Genomic DNA, 14,384 nt, shown 5'->3' with positions numbered 1-14,384 from the left:
TTCAATCCTTCCAGCGCGGTTCGACACCGCCGCCTATCTTGCGTTTCAGGTGATGGTTGCGGCTGCCGGGGATGGGCCGCGTGGGCTTGGTCTTCGCGTTGATGTGCCCGCGCTGGACGCGCTTGGCCTTGGCGATGCGGGGCACGTCCTCTTTCGTGGTCTTCGCGCCATGACAGGAACGGCAAAGAACTGTGCAGTTATCGAGCGTCGGCTCTCCCCCGAGCGCGTCCGGGATGCGGTGATCGTATTCAGGGCCATTGCCGGGGCGGATGGAGACGCCGCACTCTTCGCAGCAGCCCTTGGCGCGCTCAAAAGCGGCAACGCGGATCTTGCCGGGGAACTCTGAACGGCGTCGGGTCATGACACCCCCGCGATATGGAACCGCTTGCACCGCTGGCAGCGATAGACGGTCATGGAGGCCATGTTCTCGCCCCGGAGGCGCTGAGCGGTGCGCTTGCGGGTGATGATCCGTTGCGCGGCGTCCCAGCTATCGAAGGACTCCTTGCCCCAGCATTGGGCGGCGGCGGGGTTGGGGCGCTCGACGTGGCGGGAGGGGTGGGTCATCCGTAGACCTCCGGGCAGTCCTCGGGGTCGGGTTCAATTCCGAGGCCACGGCAGTGATCGCGCCACCTGATGTGACCGCGCTGCTCACGGAGTTCGAGGCGGCAAACGACGTGAGGGAAGTGGCCACGGTACAGGTCCAGCTCGTGCTGAAGGTCGTCGCTTGAGGCGCCGTCACCGATGGCTTCCAGAAGGTCGATTGCCATTCCATCCCACGGGTCGCCGTGGTCGTGGAACGCAAGGTTCCACATCTCGATGCAGTCCAGGTGGCCACGGTGGCTGTAGAAATCCCCGTCCCAGATGCCAGACTCGATGCGGCTCGGCTCGCCTTTCGGGATCGTCCCGCCGCAGTAATCGCAGCGGTGGGCTTTGCGCCCGGCCTTGACGGCTGTGTAGGTCTGAAAGCTCATGCTTCCTCCGGCGCGATGCTGTCGATGATTGCCCGCACCTCGGCCCATTCCGGCGCGCTGGACACCCAAGGGGCCAGCTCGGCGCGGATCAGCTCGCAAGCGTCGGTGCAGAATGCGTGGAACTCGGCCTCGCCCATGGTGGCGAAGCTGGTGGAGCGGTAAGCAATGGCGTGGGTTTGGCCGTCCGGTGCCGGGTGCGGAAGCTCGACAACGTCGTACCAGCCCTTCTTGAGCTTCACCCACTGCTTGAGGGCGTCTATGCTGGTGCTGGCCGGGCCGCGATTGATGGCCGCGACCAGAAGCCCAAGGGCGACGTGGAACAGCGCCGAGAATTTGCCGTTGCGGTCGCGGTCGATCTTGACCTTGAGCCGAGCGCCCTCGGGGATTTCCTCGAAAGCCGCGCCGAACTTCTGGTATGGGACGAAGACACTGCCCCTACGCTGGCCCCAGATTGTCGGCATCACACGGCCCCCGCGACGTGGAAGTCCCGCGCCCAGACCTTCGCCACGGCCCGGCGAACGGCCCCCGGTTTCGCCGTGACCTTCGCCAGCATCCAGCCCTCGGCAAAAGCGCAGGCCCGGCCCTCGTCGTCATAGCCCCCGAGATCTCGGGCGGTGCGGAGAGCGGTCAGGGCACGGGCTTCCAGCGCTGCGCTCATGCGGCCTCCCTCCCAAGCTCGGCACGGCGGCTATCGGCGGCGGCGGCGACTTCCTCCCAGACCGGCGCAAACGCCTTCTGCATGGCGTCGATCTGGGCCACGTTCTGCGCGCCCTTCACGATGGCATCGAGCGTGTCGATGATGGCGGCGCGGATGGCGGGGTTGTCCGCGTGATCGCCCGGAATAGCGGCAAGCAATTCGCGGCCGGTTTTCGCTGCCTCGATGGCGGTGACGAACGGTGCGGGGTCGAAGTCATGCCCGACATTCGCGCGCGCCTTGTCGTAGAGCGCCAGCCCGAAGGGGTTGCCGAAGCTGCGCAGAGCGCGCTTGAGCGCGTCCGTGACGGCTTCCTTGACGGCGCTCTCATGGGCCAGCCCGCAATCCACGTCATAGCCATGGCCGGCGCCGAAGTCCTCGCGCACGACGCCATCGACAACGGCGCGGACCTTGGCCGTATAGGTCACGCCGAAGCCCGGCTTCTTCGCCTGGCCGATCTCGCGCGAGCCTTGGTGCACGCAGGTGCATTCCTCGACGGTGTACGACCAGCCGCCGAAACCGAAGATCCGGTTGGCCTCGGCCATGGCGTGCCAGCCCTCGATATAGTCGCCCTTGGGGCCGTATTGCTTGGCGGGCTTGATGTGCGCCGGGTCCAGCTTCTTGGACAGATCGGCGGCGGCAAGGTTCCAGTCCATCACTTCGTCCTCACGGAAAGGGTTTCTTCGCCCCGCACCAGTTCGGCGCCGGGCACGGCCTCGCCCGCTTCGATCTGCGCGCGAATGGCCTTCTTGTCGGGGGTGGTGATGGCCTTGACCGTGCAGAGCTGCGACGGAATGTCGGCCTCGTTGGTGATCTTCACCGAGATTGAGCCAGCCAGAAGGGACAGCGTGGCAAGCGGGCGCTCGACCTTCTTCTGGCCGATGGCCTCCATGACCAGTTTCTGTGCGGTCCGGTGCGCGGCGGCGCGCATCTTCACCCGGTCGGCGCGGGCCTTGAGCGTAGCGATCCGCGTCTCGATGGCCTCGGCCATGGTCAGATCCGCCTGCTCGGCCTCGATTTCCCGGTCAAGGATCGTCAGCGCGTCGGTTTCGCCGTCGAGCGTGTCCAGAAACACGTCCTCGTCGTCGCGGTAGGGCGCCAGTTCGGCGGCGATGCGTTCGATCAACGGCAGGTCAATGCGGTAGCTCATGCGGCGTTCCTTTCGGTCTCAGCCCAGAACCAGTCCGGGCATTCGGTCCATTCGTCAGCGGGGACGCCATCGGCCAACAGCGCGTATTTCCACGCGGCGCGGCGGCGCCATTCATGCTCGAAAGAACCGGGGGCGTGGTCAGCGGCTTCGCGGGCCATCTGGTCAATGAGGCGGTCGAAGTAGCCCATCAGTTCGCCCCTGTATCGACGTGGCGGAAGTTGGCGCGGTCATAGGCGGCTTCGGCCACACCGCGCTGGACCATGTTCGCGCCCAGCAGGGCCGCGACGATGGCCGCGAAAAGGGCGAAGTGGCGGGAGGCGGTCATTGCTCACACCCCTGCACGGCCATGTGTGTCGCAAGGTCGCCGTAATCGCGGACCTTCGCCGGGTCATTCCCGCCCATCATGCGGATCATCGCCGCGACACGGGGCAGGGAGACGGAAGGGCCATAGAGCGCGGGGCCGGTGCGGGTGCTGCGAAACACCGGCTCATCCGGGCGCAGATCAGCCCGACACAGACCGGGGTCGCCAAACATATCGGCTGTATCCATGCCGGTGCGGTCGGTGTCGGCAGATTGTCCAGAGACCATGCGGGCGACGATGGTTGCGCGGGTCTCAGGCGAGAGCATGGCGGCGATGCCGTGGCGAATAGCGCGGGTCATGCGGCGTCCTCCACGCTGATTTCGTCCAGAAGCTCCATCGCCCTGCTGAGACGCTGACGGGCCACAGTGACCTTGCTGGCGTCCCCGTATGTCGAGGCCCAGCGAAGGGCGGTCTGCGCCTCTTCCACGTAGCCAGCCGCATCGAAGGCGGTGGTGATGATGTCGCTGCGATTGATCATGCCGCCACCCCCGCCAGCTTCGAGCGCAGCGCGCTCAGGTCGCGCTGTTCTTCGACCGACATTCGATCCTTGGCCTCGAGCGAAAGGATGTCGCGGCGCAGGCCCTCAGGCGCGGCAACGGCAACGGGCGTCAGCATCTTCGCCTGACGCCACAGGCGGCGCAGGTGGGCAGCGAAGAAGGAAGCGTAGGTCTGGCCGGTATAGAAGGTGTTCCCGGCGTCACGAGCCTCAGCGCAGCTACGAGCCGCGGCGTGGGCTTTGCGCATGATGTCGGCGGTGTCGAAGGTCATCTGTTCTCTCCCATGTTCCGCGATCAGCCGGTGGCGTCTTCGGCGGGTGATGGGGAGATATTGCGATATTCGCAACATAGGTGCAAGCCCTAATATTGCGATAATCGCAGTTTGTTGTTCCACGCAAGTTAAGGGCCTGCTATCCTGCCCTCACCGGCGCCGTGGTGGCGCGAAGCAGGAGAGGCCCATGCCTGACGATTTTCTGAAGGTGGTTACGGAGCGTGGCGGCGCATGGCTGGCCGATGCAAGCGGCAAGGTTCTACCGGGCCAGAAGCGCTGTGTCGTTGACAGCGAGCGTGGCGGCAGCACGGTCACAGCGACCTTCCATGTGCCGCATGAAAAGGCCCCGCCGAAGAGCGAGGCCTTGTGGGTGGATGCGTTGGGAAACCTGCGCCGGGGCGCTAAGCCTTCGTAGCGGCGGCAAGCTCCGCTTCGGACAGACGGAATGGCTCCATGGCTTCAGCGCCGAGTTCGCACATTCTGAGAAACCAGAATCTTGCCAGCCTGATCGCGTCTGCCTCGTCATGCTTGGAGAGGATCACAGTGCGTGTTGTTTCAAGCATGATTTCTTCGCCGTCAATGCCGTTTGGTAGCGAAAATGCGAGATGCACCTTCAGGCATCGACCGAAGCTCCGAAGCGTGACCGCCTCCACAGAGACAACATGCACATTATCGACGGTGTACATCGCCATATCGAATCCCTCTCTCATTCTTGGTCTGGAAGCCGAATGATGGAGGGGCGCCGGGGCTCATGTCGAGTCCCGGCAATCTCTGCGACAGCGCCATGGTGGCGCGCATGGAAAAAGCCCCGCGCGGGGCGGGGCTTAACAAGCACTTAAGGAGCCTTGCTTAAGCTCTATTCCTGATGGCGCCACTTGAGGATGGACGCCGTTCAAAGGCCCACCGCGCTTGCACAACAGAGCGGGAGGATTTGGCAAGGCTCAGTTCGGTTTCCAAGCGCTCGACGACCGCCTTCAGATCCGCGATCTCGTCGTCACGGCGCTCGATCTGGCCCTCAAAATCCTCCATGCTCTCCGCCGCATACTTGAAGCTGGCGAATGGCTCGTCCACTTGTGCGCCGCGATCTTCCTGAGCTTCAAGCCAACACTCGAGCGCATCAGCGGCATTCACGACAGCTTCTTCGACCGAATCACCATCGGCCATGCATCCGGGCAGATCCGGGAAAGTGACGACGAAACCGCCTCCATCCTCAACTGATAGTGGCTCAACAAAAAACGGATACTTCATTCGCTCTGCTCCCCTGAGTTCTCGCGCGTACGATGGGCGCGCGCGTAACCGAGCACTTGTTTTATATATATCACCTTAATCGGCCGTTTGTATGGCACCGTACAGATGTCACGCAGATGTTCGCTGCAAAGCGTGTAGTGGCTGCCACGCTTCGGCCGTCGCAGCTCCATGCCTTCCTGCTTTGCCAGCGTTTCAACGTCGTCGATCGTCCAACCGCGGTTCGGGCCATCGGACATCTTGTCGTACATAGTCCGTTTCGCCATCACCCCTCACATATCCAGCATCGTCCGGTAGACGCGGCCCACCACACGCACCGCGCCAACGAAGACCGGGGCTGGGGTGTTCTCGATGTACGACCGCGGCTGAAACTGCGGCTCCGCGTTTGGGTCATACGCCTTGTAGGTCGCGGCCCCGGTTTCGTCGGCCACGACATAGCATCGTCCTGGCACCAGCCGCGTATCGTCCAGATTGACGATGACGATGCTTTCGGGCGGGCTGAGCTTGTTCATGGACGTGCCATCCACGCGCAGCGCAATCCAGCGCCCCGGCGGCAGGTCTGCGGCGTAGATGCTCGGGAAATCTTCGAAGCTGTCGATGGCCGGGTGATCGACCAGTTGGCCGGCGCTCACCCACGAGATCAGCTTGACCGGCTGCGCAGTTGTGGACCTCGGCGGCTCTTCGCCCTGCGCTGACGGGCGGACTTCATAGCCGAAGAACTCCAAGACCTTTGGGACCTCTTCGGGTTGCACCGCTCTCACCCCGGAGATGATCTTCGAGATGTTGTCCGGCTTCGTCCCGATCGCTCGGGCGAGCTGCGCCTTTTCCCCGCGCCGCCCGGTCAGGTGCCGGACGATCCATTTCCCATCGATGGCTTCCATGCCGCGATTATTGCGAAAACCACAGCAGCCGATATTGCCGAAATTCGCAATAAAGCCGCTTGACCAAACATTGCGATTATCGCAATATGTGGACATGCTTGAACCAGCCCACTCCATCATTCGCCTATGCGGCGGCTTCGAAGCGGTAGCCAAGATGACCGGGCGCAGCGAGATCCGCGTCCGCCGCTGGACCTACACCAAAGAGAAGGGCGGCACCGGCGGGCTGATCCCGACGGACTGCCAAGAGCCACTTTTGCTGGCTGCACAAGAGCGAGGGATTCCGCTGAAACCCGAGCATTTCTTTCCCGGCCTCAAAGCCGCCTCCTGAACTTCCTTCACACTGTAACAATGCAACGAGTTGACGGCGCAACCAATGAGTAAAGCCCCCATCATTTCCCATGATCATGCGGCCCGCATCATTGATGATGCGCTCCGCCTCCGGGTCGGTCGCGGCAAGCGGTACAGTGTCGCCGCGCTGGCAGATGCCACGGGCATCGCGCCCCGCACCATCGAGAGCTATATGCAGGGCGCCACGCCCGGCCTGAACGCGCTTCTCAGCCTCATGTCGGTGCTGGGCCCGAGCTTCACCAGCGACATTCTCGCCCCGGCTGGCATGACCGCTCAGTCTGCGGACCCGTGTGAGCCTGAGGACAGGAAGCTGCTCAGTGGCCTGTGCCAGTTCAACGCCTCACTCGCCTTGGCGCTCGAAGACGGGTTCGTGGATCACCGCGAGCGCGCCGCCCTCCGGGGTCTTGCGCAGGAGTCGCTTGGGCTATTGCAGGCCGCCGCCGCTTCGCCCGAGACCTTCGTTCCGGTGCGCGGGGTGGTCAAATGAACGCTCAAGCCTTCAACGCCTCCCGCGCGCCTATCGGCCTCACCGCCATTCCGCAGTGGGAGCCTGAGCGCATCCGCCGCCGGGTCGCAAACGTCGCCGTGCAGAACGGCTGGACCCTCACCACGTCGCTGGCGCTGGTCGAGGCCATCTGCGCCGGGCCGGGTGGTCTGGACCGTGCTGCCCGCGCCACGGGTCGCTCTGAAGCCGAATGCAGCGCGCAGTGGGAACTTCTGATGCCGGTGACCTATCGCGGCGGGATCGACAATCAGGCCGGGCTGCTGGCCGCGTTGCGGGAAGCTGTTGCCTCATGGGCCGACATGCCCACGCCAAAGGGAGACGCGGCATGACCAAGGCCCAGCAAGAGGCGCTGAAGTGGCTCACCGATCACGGCGGAGATGCCATCTTCGATCGTAACGGCGTCGCGCTTGCGATGGGTGAGAGCGCGCCGTTCACACGATCAACGTGGAACGCTCTGCGGGATCTCGGCCATGTCGAGTTCTACAACCCGGCTGGCAAGGGGCGCGGGCGGCTGCGCGTTTCTGGAGGTGCGGCATGAGCGATTGGAACGCCTCTGACGCAGACTGGCAGGACGCGACGATTTTGCGGCAAGCGGCCGTTAAGCACGACGAGAGCAAAGCGCAACACGACTTGATCCCTGTCGAGGCCGTCGAAGCCCTCGCAGCCGTGCTGACGTTCGGCGCGCGGAAGTACTCGCCCCGGAATTGGGAAAACGGGTTCCGCTGGGGCCGGGTTTTTTCGGCCCTTATGCGGCATCTGTGGGCGTGGTGGGCGCGCCGAGGCAACGACCCTGAGACCGGATATTCGCACCTGTGGCACGCGCTTTGCTGCCTTGCGTTTCTCGTTGCCTTTGAGGCGCGCGGGACTGGCGAGGATGACCGCCCATGACCTCCGCCCCCTCTCATGCCGCGCGCCCCTCCTCCCTCGCGCGGCTCGCCAGCCCGGCGTTTCCTCCCGTTGGCCGGGCTGGCACCTATTCGACGGCAGAGCGTTGTCCCTGCGACGGGCGCTCGTGGTGCGCTATCCGGGGCGGCGCTGCCGTCGAGGCCCCGGTTCCAAACCAAGGAGACGACAATGGACGACAGGTTCGATTTCTCGACCGCGCTGCGGGTCATCAAGCGGGGCGGCCGTGTCGCGCGCGCGGGATGGAACGGAAAGGGTATGTGGGTCGCCCTCACGCCGGGCAGCGAGTTCCCGGCGCAGCACGCCAAGGACGGCCATGCGTCGAAGCACCGCGCGCGCGAGATGGAGCCGCAAGTCGGGCACAACATCACGCTCCTGCCGCACATCGACATGCGCGCGGCGGATGGCTCGATGGTCATCGGCTGGCTGGCCTCGCAGACCGACTTGCTGGCCGAGGACTGGATGACCGTCTGACCCCGATTGCCTCGGGTTGGGGCATTGCCCGGCGCGAGGGCGGTTTCGCGCAATCCTCCCTGTTCAACTCTGGGGCGGCTCAGGTCGCCCCAGCTTTTCTGCCGCTTTCCGGACGCATGGGGAACGGGCTAGCCATCGCTGGCCGTCTCTCAAGGGCTGGGCAATCCCCCGCCGCCCCATGCGCCCCGAGCGCGGCACCCCATCAACCCCCAACCGCATCTGGACTGGTCGGCGCGGGCGGTTTGATTGGTCAGTGCGCGTCAAGCTGCGCCAATGCCCGCGCATGTGTCGCGCTCGAACTGTCTGCCCATGCTGCTCCCCGCTGCGGCATGGGTGCGGAGGCTCTGCCTGACCGCTTGGCGGGGTTCAAAGGGGCCGGGCCGCGCACCCGGCCCGCCACCGCCTCTTCGCTGGCAGGCTCGCAGCCTGTCGCCGTGGGTGCGGAAGCCTGTGATCCGGCAGGCACGAGACCCAGTCCCTACGCTGGAATACGCCGGGCGCGGCGGATGACCCTGCTAGCTGACTGGGAGTCTCGGTTCCTTGGTGCCCCAAGAGGTGGCGGAGTTAACGGCCCGCCCGCACCCAACCCATTCGGCGCTGTTGCCGGATCTGCGACCCATGACGGGCGCAGCTATCGAGTGAAAACAGGGGCTGCTTGGCCGCTCGCATCGCTCGGATTGTCCCCCCAACTTGCCGGGGCTTCGGTCCCGGCGCTTTTCCCAGCGAGGGCCGCATGACTGAGCTTCTGGGAGGATCGATCAAGCGCGAAGGCGATATGGCCGTGATCCGCATCCCGCTTTCACAGGTTCACAGCTTCCGCATCGCTTTGCAGCCGTGCCCCTGCAAGGGCTCGAAATCGCAGGCGACGGCGGACATTCGCCAGAGCATCGAGAAGGGCTTGGCTCGCCTGCAAGCCGGGCCGGTGCGCGCATGAACAAGTTCGGCGCCATAGCAACTGTCGTGGACGGGATCCGCTTCGACAGCATGAAGGAAGCCCGCCGTTGGGGCGAGCTCCGTTTGCTGGAGAGGGCGGGCGAGATCCGAGATCTCCACCGGCAGGTCGCCATCCAGCTCCAAGGCCGCGACGGGCCGCTCCTGACCCGCACCGGGAAGGTCATGAAGTTGACCGTGGATTTTGTCTACGAGGACCGCCGTCTGAATTGGGCGACCGTCTACGAGGACAGCAAGGGCGCGGTGACGCGCGACTATGAGGTTCGCCGCGCCGTGGCGCAGGCGATGGGCATCGAGGTTATCGAGACATGAGTTTGAGGATCGACCAGATCCGCCGCAATGGCGGCACGCAGTCGCGGGCCGGGCTGAACGAGGCGACGGTTGCCGAGTACGCCGAGGCGATGTCCGACCCTAACACCGTATTCCCGCCGGTGGTCGTCTATCAGGACGGGACCGATTACTGGCTCGCTGACGGCTTCCATCGTGTCGCGGCATGGGAGCGGATCGGGCGGACCGAGATTCCGACCGACATTCGCCAGGGCGACCGCCGCCGGGCGATCTTGCATTCTGTCTCCGCAAACAGCGCCCATGGTCTGCGCCGAACGAACGAAGACAAGCGCCGCGCGGTGCTGACCCTGCTGGAGGATGACGAGTGGTCGGCGTGGTCGAACCGCGAGATTGCCCGGCGCTGCGCGGTCTCTGATCACCTTGTTGCTGATGTTCGCGCGGGTTTCACTGCGTTTTCGCGCAGTGACGCCGAAAACGCTGCTCGCACATATACGACCAAGCACGGCACCACGGCTACCATGAACACCACCAACATCGGGGCCGGATCCAAGCCCGATCAACAGAAGGTCAGCACCCCTGAACGGGCCGAAGCTGCTGATTTCGCGAGCGATCGCACGCTCGACAGGGCCGATACGTCAGCACCCGAAGCCGCCGCGCCCGTGGTCGGTCAAGAACCCGCAGACCCCGCCGAGGCCAAGGCCCGGCGCGAGCTTGCCCGCCTGACGCCCGAGGCGCTGATCGATGAGGTGCTGGGCCTGCGGGCGGCGCTTGCCGATGAGCGCGGGAAGCGCCGGGAAGCTGAGCAGAGGGCTGCGGACCTGAAAGAGAAGATCGCGGTGTTCGAAGATGGCCATGACATGGGCGCCAAGCTGGGTCGTGCGCTGGCAGAGATCGACAAGACCAAAGGCCGGATGAAGGAAACTCAGACGCAGCTGGCGCGCGAGACCCGCCGCGCGAACGCGATGCAGAAGGCCCGTGACGAGCTGCAAGCGAAGCTCGAGGCCCAGATCATCCCGATGGACGGCGCGGCATGATCATCGACCGCATCCGCGCCCATGGTGCTGAGGTTATGCGCGACGGCTGGCGGTTTTCGCTGCGCCGTGGGCGGCTGACCGACGACGCGCTGGCGTGGCTGCGGGATAACTGGACAGCAGTCCGGGCCGAGGTCTGGCCCGAGTTCGACGCATGGGCAGAGCGCGCCGCAATCCGTGAGTTCGACGGCGGGCAAGCGCGAGTTGATGCAGAAGCAGAAGCGTATCGGGAGGTGATGGGCAATGTATGACCTGTTTCGGAGCGACAGCGCCAAAGAGATCACGCTTAGGCCCTATCAGGCCGATGCTATCGAGGCGCTGCGTTCAGCAATCCGGGAGGGCAAGCGCCGTCTCGTTCTCTGTGCCGGGACCGGGGCAGGCAAAACCCTGACCAGCGGCAAGCTGCTTCAGGAAGCGGATCGCAAGGGAAGCTATAGCCTGTTTGTCGTGGATCGTGTCGCCTTGGTCGATCAGACCAGCGCGGTTTTCGATGAATACGGCATCCAGCACGGCGTGGTGCAAGGTAGCCATCCCCGCTGGGCGCCGCGCGAGAATGTGCAGGTTTGCAGCGCCCAAACGCTCGCCCGCCGCCAGCTTCCGCGTAAGCCGAGCCTGATCGTGGTGGATGAGGCCCACTGCCGGCACAAGGGCACCATTGCGCTGATGGGCGAGAACCCGGACGCGGTCTGCATCGGCCTCACTGCCACCCCGTTTACCAAGGGAATGGGCAACGATTGGGACAGCATCGTCAACGTCCGGTCCACCCGGCTGCTGATCGAGGACGGGCACCTTGTCGAGCCGACGATCTACGTCGCGCGCAGCCCCGAGGATGTCGAGCTTGGCCTGAACAGCTATGGCGAGTTCTCGGATGACAGCGCGACCAGCGCTGGGATCAAGATCATCGGGGATGTGGTCTCGGAATGGGAGCGCAAGGTGCAAGAGCACTTCGGTGGTCCAGTGAAGACCATCGTGTTTTCGCCTACTGTCGAGCATGGGCGCGAGCTTTGCGCAGCTTTTGCAGCAGCCGGTCATAATTTCCAGCAGATCAGCTACATGGACCGCAGCGACGAGGAGCGGGCCGAGAGGATCGCCGAGTTCCGCCGCCCGGACAGCGTGATCACCGGACTGGTGTCGTGTGGCGTACTGACCAAGGGTTTCGACGTTCCGGATTGCCTCGTCGGGATCAGCTGCAAGCCGTACCGCAAGAGCCTGTCGAGCCATATGCAGGAGATCGGACGGGTGATGCGCTCGGCCCCCGGAAAGGACAAGGCGCTGTGGCTGTGCCATTCGGGCAATGTCGAGCGGTTCGCCGGTGATATGTTCGACGTGTGGGCGAACGGCGCCGGTGAATTGGACACCGCCGAGAAGCGGGACAGCAAGGCGCGTGAGCGCAACCAGCAGACCCGAGAGGCTGCAGTCTGCCCCGAATGCAGCGGTGCGATGCGCGGGCCTGTTTGTATCTGCTGCGGATGGGAGCGCCCGGCGCGCTCCGGGATCGTTTCGGTGGATGGGGAATTGCAGGCGTTTGATGCCAGCAAGTTCACCCTGACCGCGCGCGACGGATTGCGGGCCGAGTGCCTGGGCGATCCGCGCAAGGTCTGGGACGCGATCATTGCCTATTGCTTCGACAATGCTCGTGGCGACGAAAGCAAGACCCGGCGCTGGGGATATGGCATCTGGCGCGGGATCTATCCCGACGCGAAGCTGCCCCGCGGCTGGTTCGATGCGGCACGCCCGGCGCTGGTCGACATGAGCGCCTATTCCCTTGTGGACCGCGAGGTCAAACGCTTCCGCAAGCGCGGGAGGGCAGCATGAGCATCCACGACGCCATGACCGATGCCTGCCGCGCCGTTGGCATCGTGCCGCCCACGCGTGTGATGCCGGGCCGCTGGGTTCCGACCCCGGTCGAGGGAAAGGGCAGGGGCAATGGCTCGGGCCGCGTCAAGCTGAACCCTGACGGGGAAAGCGGAGTGTGCTGGAATTGGGTGACGGGCGAAAAGCTGCAGTTCACCACAGAAGGCGCCGGTGGCGCGAAGCGCGGAAAGCGGCCGGCACGGGATCATGCCGCAGAGCGCGCGCAAGCCGAGCGCCGGGCCGAGGTCGCGAAGACCTGCGAGCGCATCGTGAAAGCCTGCGCCATGGAGCCGCATCCGTATTTCGCGCGGAAGGGATTCCCCGACGAGCGCGGGCTGGTTATCGAGGATCCGCGCCATCTGTTCCCGCGCGATGATCTGGGCGAGGCCATGGCACGGGCGCTGCCCGAAACCAACGGCCCCCTGCTGGTGGTGCCGGGCCGAATCCGCGGCGCTGTGACGACCATCCAGTTCATTGCCGAAGACGGAACCAAGAAGAATATCCTCGGCGGCGCCATGATGGGCGCCGTCCACAGGATCGCCGTGGGGCCGCAGACATGGGTCTGCGAGGGCATCGCCACCGCGCTCAGCGTTAGGGCGGCCCTGCGCCTTCTGGGCGCTCGCGTGACCGTCCTTTCAGCGTTCTCCGCGAACAACGTCGCGAAGGTGGCAAAGGCTATTCCGGGCGCGATCATTGCAGCGGATCACGACAGGCCGCTTGAGCAGCTGGGCGGTCTCGGAACCGGCGAGTTCTACGCGCGCCAGACCGGGCACCGCTGGGCGATGCCGCCCGCGCTCGGGGATTTCAACGATTACCACCAGAGCGAGGGCCTGCGGGCCGTGGCGCTGCACCTTCGGGGGATCGGCATGGGGTGAGCATCGGGAGGCCCCGTGCGCCGGAACAGCGGGGTTGGCTGCGGAACAGGCATTCACGGGTTAGCCGGGGCCGCCGCCGAGAGGATCAACCGGGTAACGGGCCACGATCCAGAGGCAGCTATTCCCCGCAAGGGGTCTCCCCAAGCCTCAAGGCCCCGCTGTCACCACCGAGACGGCGAACATGGGGGAGCGGACCGAGCCGGTGGAAAGGCAAGGTCTGGCCTAAGCGGCGGGCGGCTCGGGTGGGCAGGTCAAGATCGCGGCGGTCAGGGCGGGAGGCGGGGTTTCATTCCCTGTCGCAGTAACCCGCTTTCTGACCGTCACAACGAGCTCTCAAGTGGGCAGAACAGAGAAACGGTAGGGTATAGAGATGAAGATGAACAACCTGAGCGCGCGATTAATCGCGAATGCTTGGCTGGTGAAACAAGGGCACGAAGCACTGCCCGATACGCTCACCTACGAGCAGTTCGCGACCGAGCTTCGCAAAGTGAGCGCGGCGGGTTCCGTGCAGCAAGCTTTCGCCAGCCGCGCTGACGCTTGTGCCTATGTCCGCAACTTTGCTTCGATGAAACGGCGTGAGGTGCAGTGATGGCAGGTTCGGTCAACAAGGTGATTCTGGTCGGCAACCTGGGCCGCGACCCCGAGGTCCGCAGTTTCCAGAACGGCGGCAAGGTGTGCAACCTGCGCATCGCCACTTCGGAGGCGTGGCGCGACAAGCAGTCAGGCGAACGGCGCGAGCGCACGGAATGGCATTCGGTCGCGATCTTCGCAGAAGGTCTGGTCAAGATTGCCGAGCAATATCTGCGCAAGGGCTCGAAGGTCTACATCGAAGGCCAGCTTGAAGCCCGCAAGTGGCAGGACCAGCAGGGCCAGGACCGCTACACGACCGAGATCGTGCTGCGCCCCTATCGCGGCGAGCTGACGCTGCTTGACGGCAAGCGGGATAGCGGCGGTGACGGCGATCGCGGCCAAGGCGGCTATGGCGACCAGCGCGGCGGCGAGCAATCGGGCGGGTTCGGCGGCGCGTCTGACATGGACGACGAGATCCCGTTCTAAAATTGACAGCAACACGCCATCACACCCGC

The 14,384-nt window shown here is 64.8% G+C and carries 31 protein-coding genes; 15 read left to right on the top strand and 16 right to left on the bottom strand.

Annotation, left to right across the window (positions count from 1 at the left end):
• Position 1 precedes the first annotated feature (1 nt).
• Genes JI664_RS12890 through JI664_RS12835 form a run of 12 tightly spaced genes read right to left on the bottom strand, consistent with a single transcriptional unit; the run spans position 2 to position 3,944 of the window.
• Positions 2-361, bottom strand: a complete 360-nt coding sequence (locus tag JI664_RS12890; protein ID WP_207014167.1) for an HNH endonuclease — start codon at positions 359-361, stop codon at positions 2-4.
• Positions 358-564 carry a hypothetical protein gene (locus tag JI664_RS12885; RefSeq protein WP_207014166.1) on the bottom strand — a complete coding sequence of 69 codons (207 nt, stop codon included), beginning with the start codon at positions 562-564 and terminating at the stop codon, positions 358-360. Before JI664_RS12885 ends, JI664_RS12890 begins: the two co-directional genes overlap by 4 nt.
• Positions 561-971 carry a hypothetical protein gene (locus tag JI664_RS12880; protein ID WP_207014165.1) on the bottom strand — a complete coding sequence of 137 codons (411 nt, stop codon included), beginning with the start codon at positions 969-971 and terminating at the stop codon, positions 561-563. The genes JI664_RS12885 and JI664_RS12880 overlap by 4 nt, the downstream gene beginning before the upstream one ends.
• Positions 968-1,432, bottom strand: coding sequence for a DUF1367 family protein (locus JI664_RS12875; RefSeq protein ID WP_207014164.1), 465 nt, complete (start codon positions 1,430-1,432; stop codon positions 968-970). The genes JI664_RS12880 and JI664_RS12875 overlap by 4 nt, the downstream gene beginning before the upstream one ends.
• Positions 1,432-1,629, bottom strand: coding sequence for a hypothetical protein (locus JI664_RS12870; RefSeq protein WP_207014163.1), 198 nt, complete (start codon positions 1,627-1,629; stop codon positions 1,432-1,434). The genes JI664_RS12875 and JI664_RS12870 overlap by 1 nt, the downstream gene beginning before the upstream one ends.
• Positions 1,626-2,321, bottom strand: coding sequence for an RAD52 family DNA repair protein (locus JI664_RS12865; RefSeq protein WP_207014162.1), 696 nt, complete (start codon positions 2,319-2,321; stop codon positions 1,626-1,628). Before JI664_RS12865 ends, JI664_RS12870 begins: the two co-directional genes overlap by 4 nt.
• On the bottom strand, positions 2,321-2,815 hold the full coding sequence (locus JI664_RS12860; RefSeq protein WP_207014161.1) for a siphovirus Gp157 family protein: 495 nt from the start codon (positions 2,813-2,815) through the stop codon (positions 2,321-2,323). Before JI664_RS12860 ends, JI664_RS12865 begins: the two co-directional genes overlap by 1 nt.
• Positions 2,812-3,003 carry a hypothetical protein gene (locus JI664_RS12855; protein WP_207014160.1) on the bottom strand — a complete coding sequence of 64 codons (192 nt, stop codon included), beginning with the start codon at positions 3,001-3,003 and terminating at the stop codon, positions 2,812-2,814. The genes JI664_RS12860 and JI664_RS12855 overlap by 4 nt, the downstream gene beginning before the upstream one ends.
• On the bottom strand, positions 3,003-3,140 hold the full coding sequence (locus JI664_RS12850; RefSeq protein WP_207014159.1) for a hypothetical protein: 138 nt from the start codon (positions 3,138-3,140) through the stop codon (positions 3,003-3,005). Before JI664_RS12850 ends, JI664_RS12855 begins: the two co-directional genes overlap by 1 nt.
• Positions 3,137-3,475 carry a hypothetical protein gene (locus JI664_RS12845; RefSeq protein ID WP_207014158.1) on the bottom strand — a complete coding sequence of 113 codons (339 nt, stop codon included), beginning with the start codon at positions 3,473-3,475 and terminating at the stop codon, positions 3,137-3,139. Before JI664_RS12845 ends, JI664_RS12850 begins: the two co-directional genes overlap by 4 nt.
• Positions 3,472-3,654: a hypothetical protein gene (locus JI664_RS12840; RefSeq protein WP_207014157.1), complete on the bottom strand. Its 183-nt coding sequence runs from the start codon at positions 3,652-3,654 to the stop codon at positions 3,472-3,474. Before JI664_RS12840 ends, JI664_RS12845 begins: the two co-directional genes overlap by 4 nt.
• Positions 3,651-3,944: a hypothetical protein gene (locus tag JI664_RS12835; protein WP_207014156.1), complete on the bottom strand. Its 294-nt coding sequence runs from the start codon at positions 3,942-3,944 to the stop codon at positions 3,651-3,653. The genes JI664_RS12840 and JI664_RS12835 overlap by 4 nt, the downstream gene beginning before the upstream one ends.
• A gap of 187 nt (positions 3,945-4,131) precedes the next feature.
• Between JI664_RS12835 and JI664_RS12830 the strand changes: the two genes are divergently transcribed.
• On the top strand, positions 4,132-4,359 hold the full coding sequence (locus tag JI664_RS12830; RefSeq protein WP_207014155.1) for a hypothetical protein: 228 nt from the start codon (positions 4,132-4,134) through the stop codon (positions 4,357-4,359).
• Here JI664_RS12830 and JI664_RS12825 read toward each other — a convergent pair.
• From JI664_RS12825 to JI664_RS12810, 4 genes are all read right to left on the bottom strand, one after another.
• Positions 4,346-4,636 (bottom strand): hypothetical protein, encoded by a 291-nt coding sequence (locus tag JI664_RS12825; protein ID WP_207014154.1) that lies wholly within the window; start codon positions 4,634-4,636, stop codon positions 4,346-4,348. The genes JI664_RS12830 and JI664_RS12825 overlap by 14 nt on opposite strands.
• Before the next feature lie 157 nt (positions 4,637-4,793).
• Positions 4,794-5,192, bottom strand: coding sequence for a type II toxin-antitoxin system HicB family antitoxin (locus JI664_RS12820; RefSeq protein WP_207014153.1), 399 nt, complete (start codon positions 5,190-5,192; stop codon positions 4,794-4,796).
• Positions 5,189-5,440 carry a type II toxin-antitoxin system HicA family toxin gene (locus tag JI664_RS12815; RefSeq protein WP_207014152.1) on the bottom strand — a complete coding sequence of 84 codons (252 nt, stop codon included), beginning with the start codon at positions 5,438-5,440 and terminating at the stop codon, positions 5,189-5,191. The genes JI664_RS12820 and JI664_RS12815 overlap by 4 nt, the downstream gene beginning before the upstream one ends.
• Positions 5,441-5,461: 21 nt before the next feature.
• Positions 5,462-6,070, bottom strand: a complete 609-nt coding sequence (locus tag JI664_RS12810; protein ID WP_207014151.1) for a S24 family peptidase — start codon at positions 6,068-6,070, stop codon at positions 5,462-5,464.
• Here JI664_RS12810 and JI664_RS12805 point away from each other — a divergent pair.
• From JI664_RS12805 to ssb, 14 genes are all read left to right on the top strand, one after another.
• Positions 6,069-6,398 (top strand): hypothetical protein, encoded by a 330-nt coding sequence (locus JI664_RS12805; RefSeq protein ID WP_207014150.1) that lies wholly within the window; start codon positions 6,069-6,071, stop codon positions 6,396-6,398. The two genes, JI664_RS12810 and JI664_RS12805, sit on opposite strands and share 2 nt — an antisense overlap.
• Positions 6,399-6,443: 45 nt before the next feature.
• Positions 6,444-6,905: a hypothetical protein gene (locus tag JI664_RS12800; RefSeq protein WP_207014149.1), complete on the top strand. Its 462-nt coding sequence runs from the start codon at positions 6,444-6,446 to the stop codon at positions 6,903-6,905.
• Positions 6,902-7,252: a hypothetical protein gene (locus tag JI664_RS12795; RefSeq protein WP_207014148.1), complete on the top strand. Its 351-nt coding sequence runs from the start codon at positions 6,902-6,904 to the stop codon at positions 7,250-7,252. Before JI664_RS12800 ends, JI664_RS12795 begins: the two co-directional genes overlap by 4 nt.
• Positions 7,249-7,461, top strand: coding sequence for a hypothetical protein (locus JI664_RS12790; protein ID WP_207014147.1), 213 nt, complete (start codon positions 7,249-7,251; stop codon positions 7,459-7,461). The genes JI664_RS12795 and JI664_RS12790 overlap by 4 nt, the downstream gene beginning before the upstream one ends.
• Positions 7,458-7,811, top strand: a complete 354-nt coding sequence (locus JI664_RS12785) for a dATP/dGTP diphosphohydrolase domain-containing protein (RefSeq protein WP_207014146.1) — start codon at positions 7,458-7,460, stop codon at positions 7,809-7,811. The genes JI664_RS12790 and JI664_RS12785 overlap by 4 nt, the downstream gene beginning before the upstream one ends.
• A 186-nt stretch (positions 7,812-7,997) precedes the next feature.
• On the top strand, positions 7,998-8,300 hold the full coding sequence (locus JI664_RS24020) for a DUF2829 domain-containing protein (RefSeq protein ID WP_286174077.1): 303 nt from the start codon (positions 7,998-8,000) through the stop codon (positions 8,298-8,300).
• Between the two features lie 733 nt (positions 8,301-9,033).
• The gene (locus JI664_RS12775; protein ID WP_207014144.1) at positions 9,034-9,234 is read left to right on the top strand and encodes a hypothetical protein; all 201 of its coding nucleotides are present in this window, start codon (positions 9,034-9,036) and stop codon (positions 9,232-9,234) included.
• Positions 9,231-9,563, top strand: a complete 333-nt coding sequence (locus JI664_RS12770) for a DUF1064 domain-containing protein (protein ID WP_207014143.1) — start codon at positions 9,231-9,233, stop codon at positions 9,561-9,563. The genes JI664_RS12775 and JI664_RS12770 overlap by 4 nt, the downstream gene beginning before the upstream one ends.
• Positions 9,560-10,573 carry a ParB N-terminal domain-containing protein gene (locus JI664_RS12765; RefSeq protein ID WP_207014142.1) on the top strand — a complete coding sequence of 338 codons (1,014 nt, stop codon included), beginning with the start codon at positions 9,560-9,562 and terminating at the stop codon, positions 10,571-10,573. Before JI664_RS12770 ends, JI664_RS12765 begins: the two co-directional genes overlap by 4 nt.
• Complete coding sequence (locus tag JI664_RS12760) at positions 10,570-10,821, top strand: hypothetical protein (RefSeq protein WP_207014141.1); 252 nt, start codon at positions 10,570-10,572, stop codon at positions 10,819-10,821. Before JI664_RS12765 ends, JI664_RS12760 begins: the two co-directional genes overlap by 4 nt.
• Complete coding sequence (locus tag JI664_RS12755; protein ID WP_207014140.1) at positions 10,814-12,385, top strand: DEAD/DEAH box helicase; 1,572 nt, start codon at positions 10,814-10,816, stop codon at positions 12,383-12,385. Before JI664_RS12760 ends, JI664_RS12755 begins: the two co-directional genes overlap by 8 nt.
• The gene (locus tag JI664_RS12750) at positions 12,382-13,299 is read left to right on the top strand and encodes a toprim domain-containing protein (protein WP_207014139.1); all 918 of its coding nucleotides are present in this window, start codon (positions 12,382-12,384) and stop codon (positions 13,297-13,299) included. The genes JI664_RS12755 and JI664_RS12750 overlap by 4 nt, the downstream gene beginning before the upstream one ends.
• A 370-nt stretch (positions 13,300-13,669) precedes the next feature.
• The gene (locus tag JI664_RS12745; RefSeq protein ID WP_207014138.1) at positions 13,670-13,888 is read left to right on the top strand and encodes a hypothetical protein; all 219 of its coding nucleotides are present in this window, start codon (positions 13,670-13,672) and stop codon (positions 13,886-13,888) included.
• The gene (gene ssb / locus JI664_RS12740) at positions 13,888-14,355 is read left to right on the top strand and encodes a single-stranded DNA-binding protein (RefSeq protein WP_207014137.1); all 468 of its coding nucleotides are present in this window, start codon (positions 13,888-13,890) and stop codon (positions 14,353-14,355) included. Before JI664_RS12745 ends, ssb begins: the two co-directional genes overlap by 1 nt.
• The last annotated feature ends 29 nt before the right edge of the window (positions 14,356-14,384 follow it).

It is taken from the genome of Rhodobacter sp. NTK016B (assembly GCF_017303295.1).
Taxonomy (GTDB): domain Bacteria; phylum Pseudomonadota; class Alphaproteobacteria; order Rhodobacterales; family Rhodobacteraceae; genus Pararhodobacter.
This window is presented reverse-complemented; position numbering and strand designations above follow the sequence as displayed.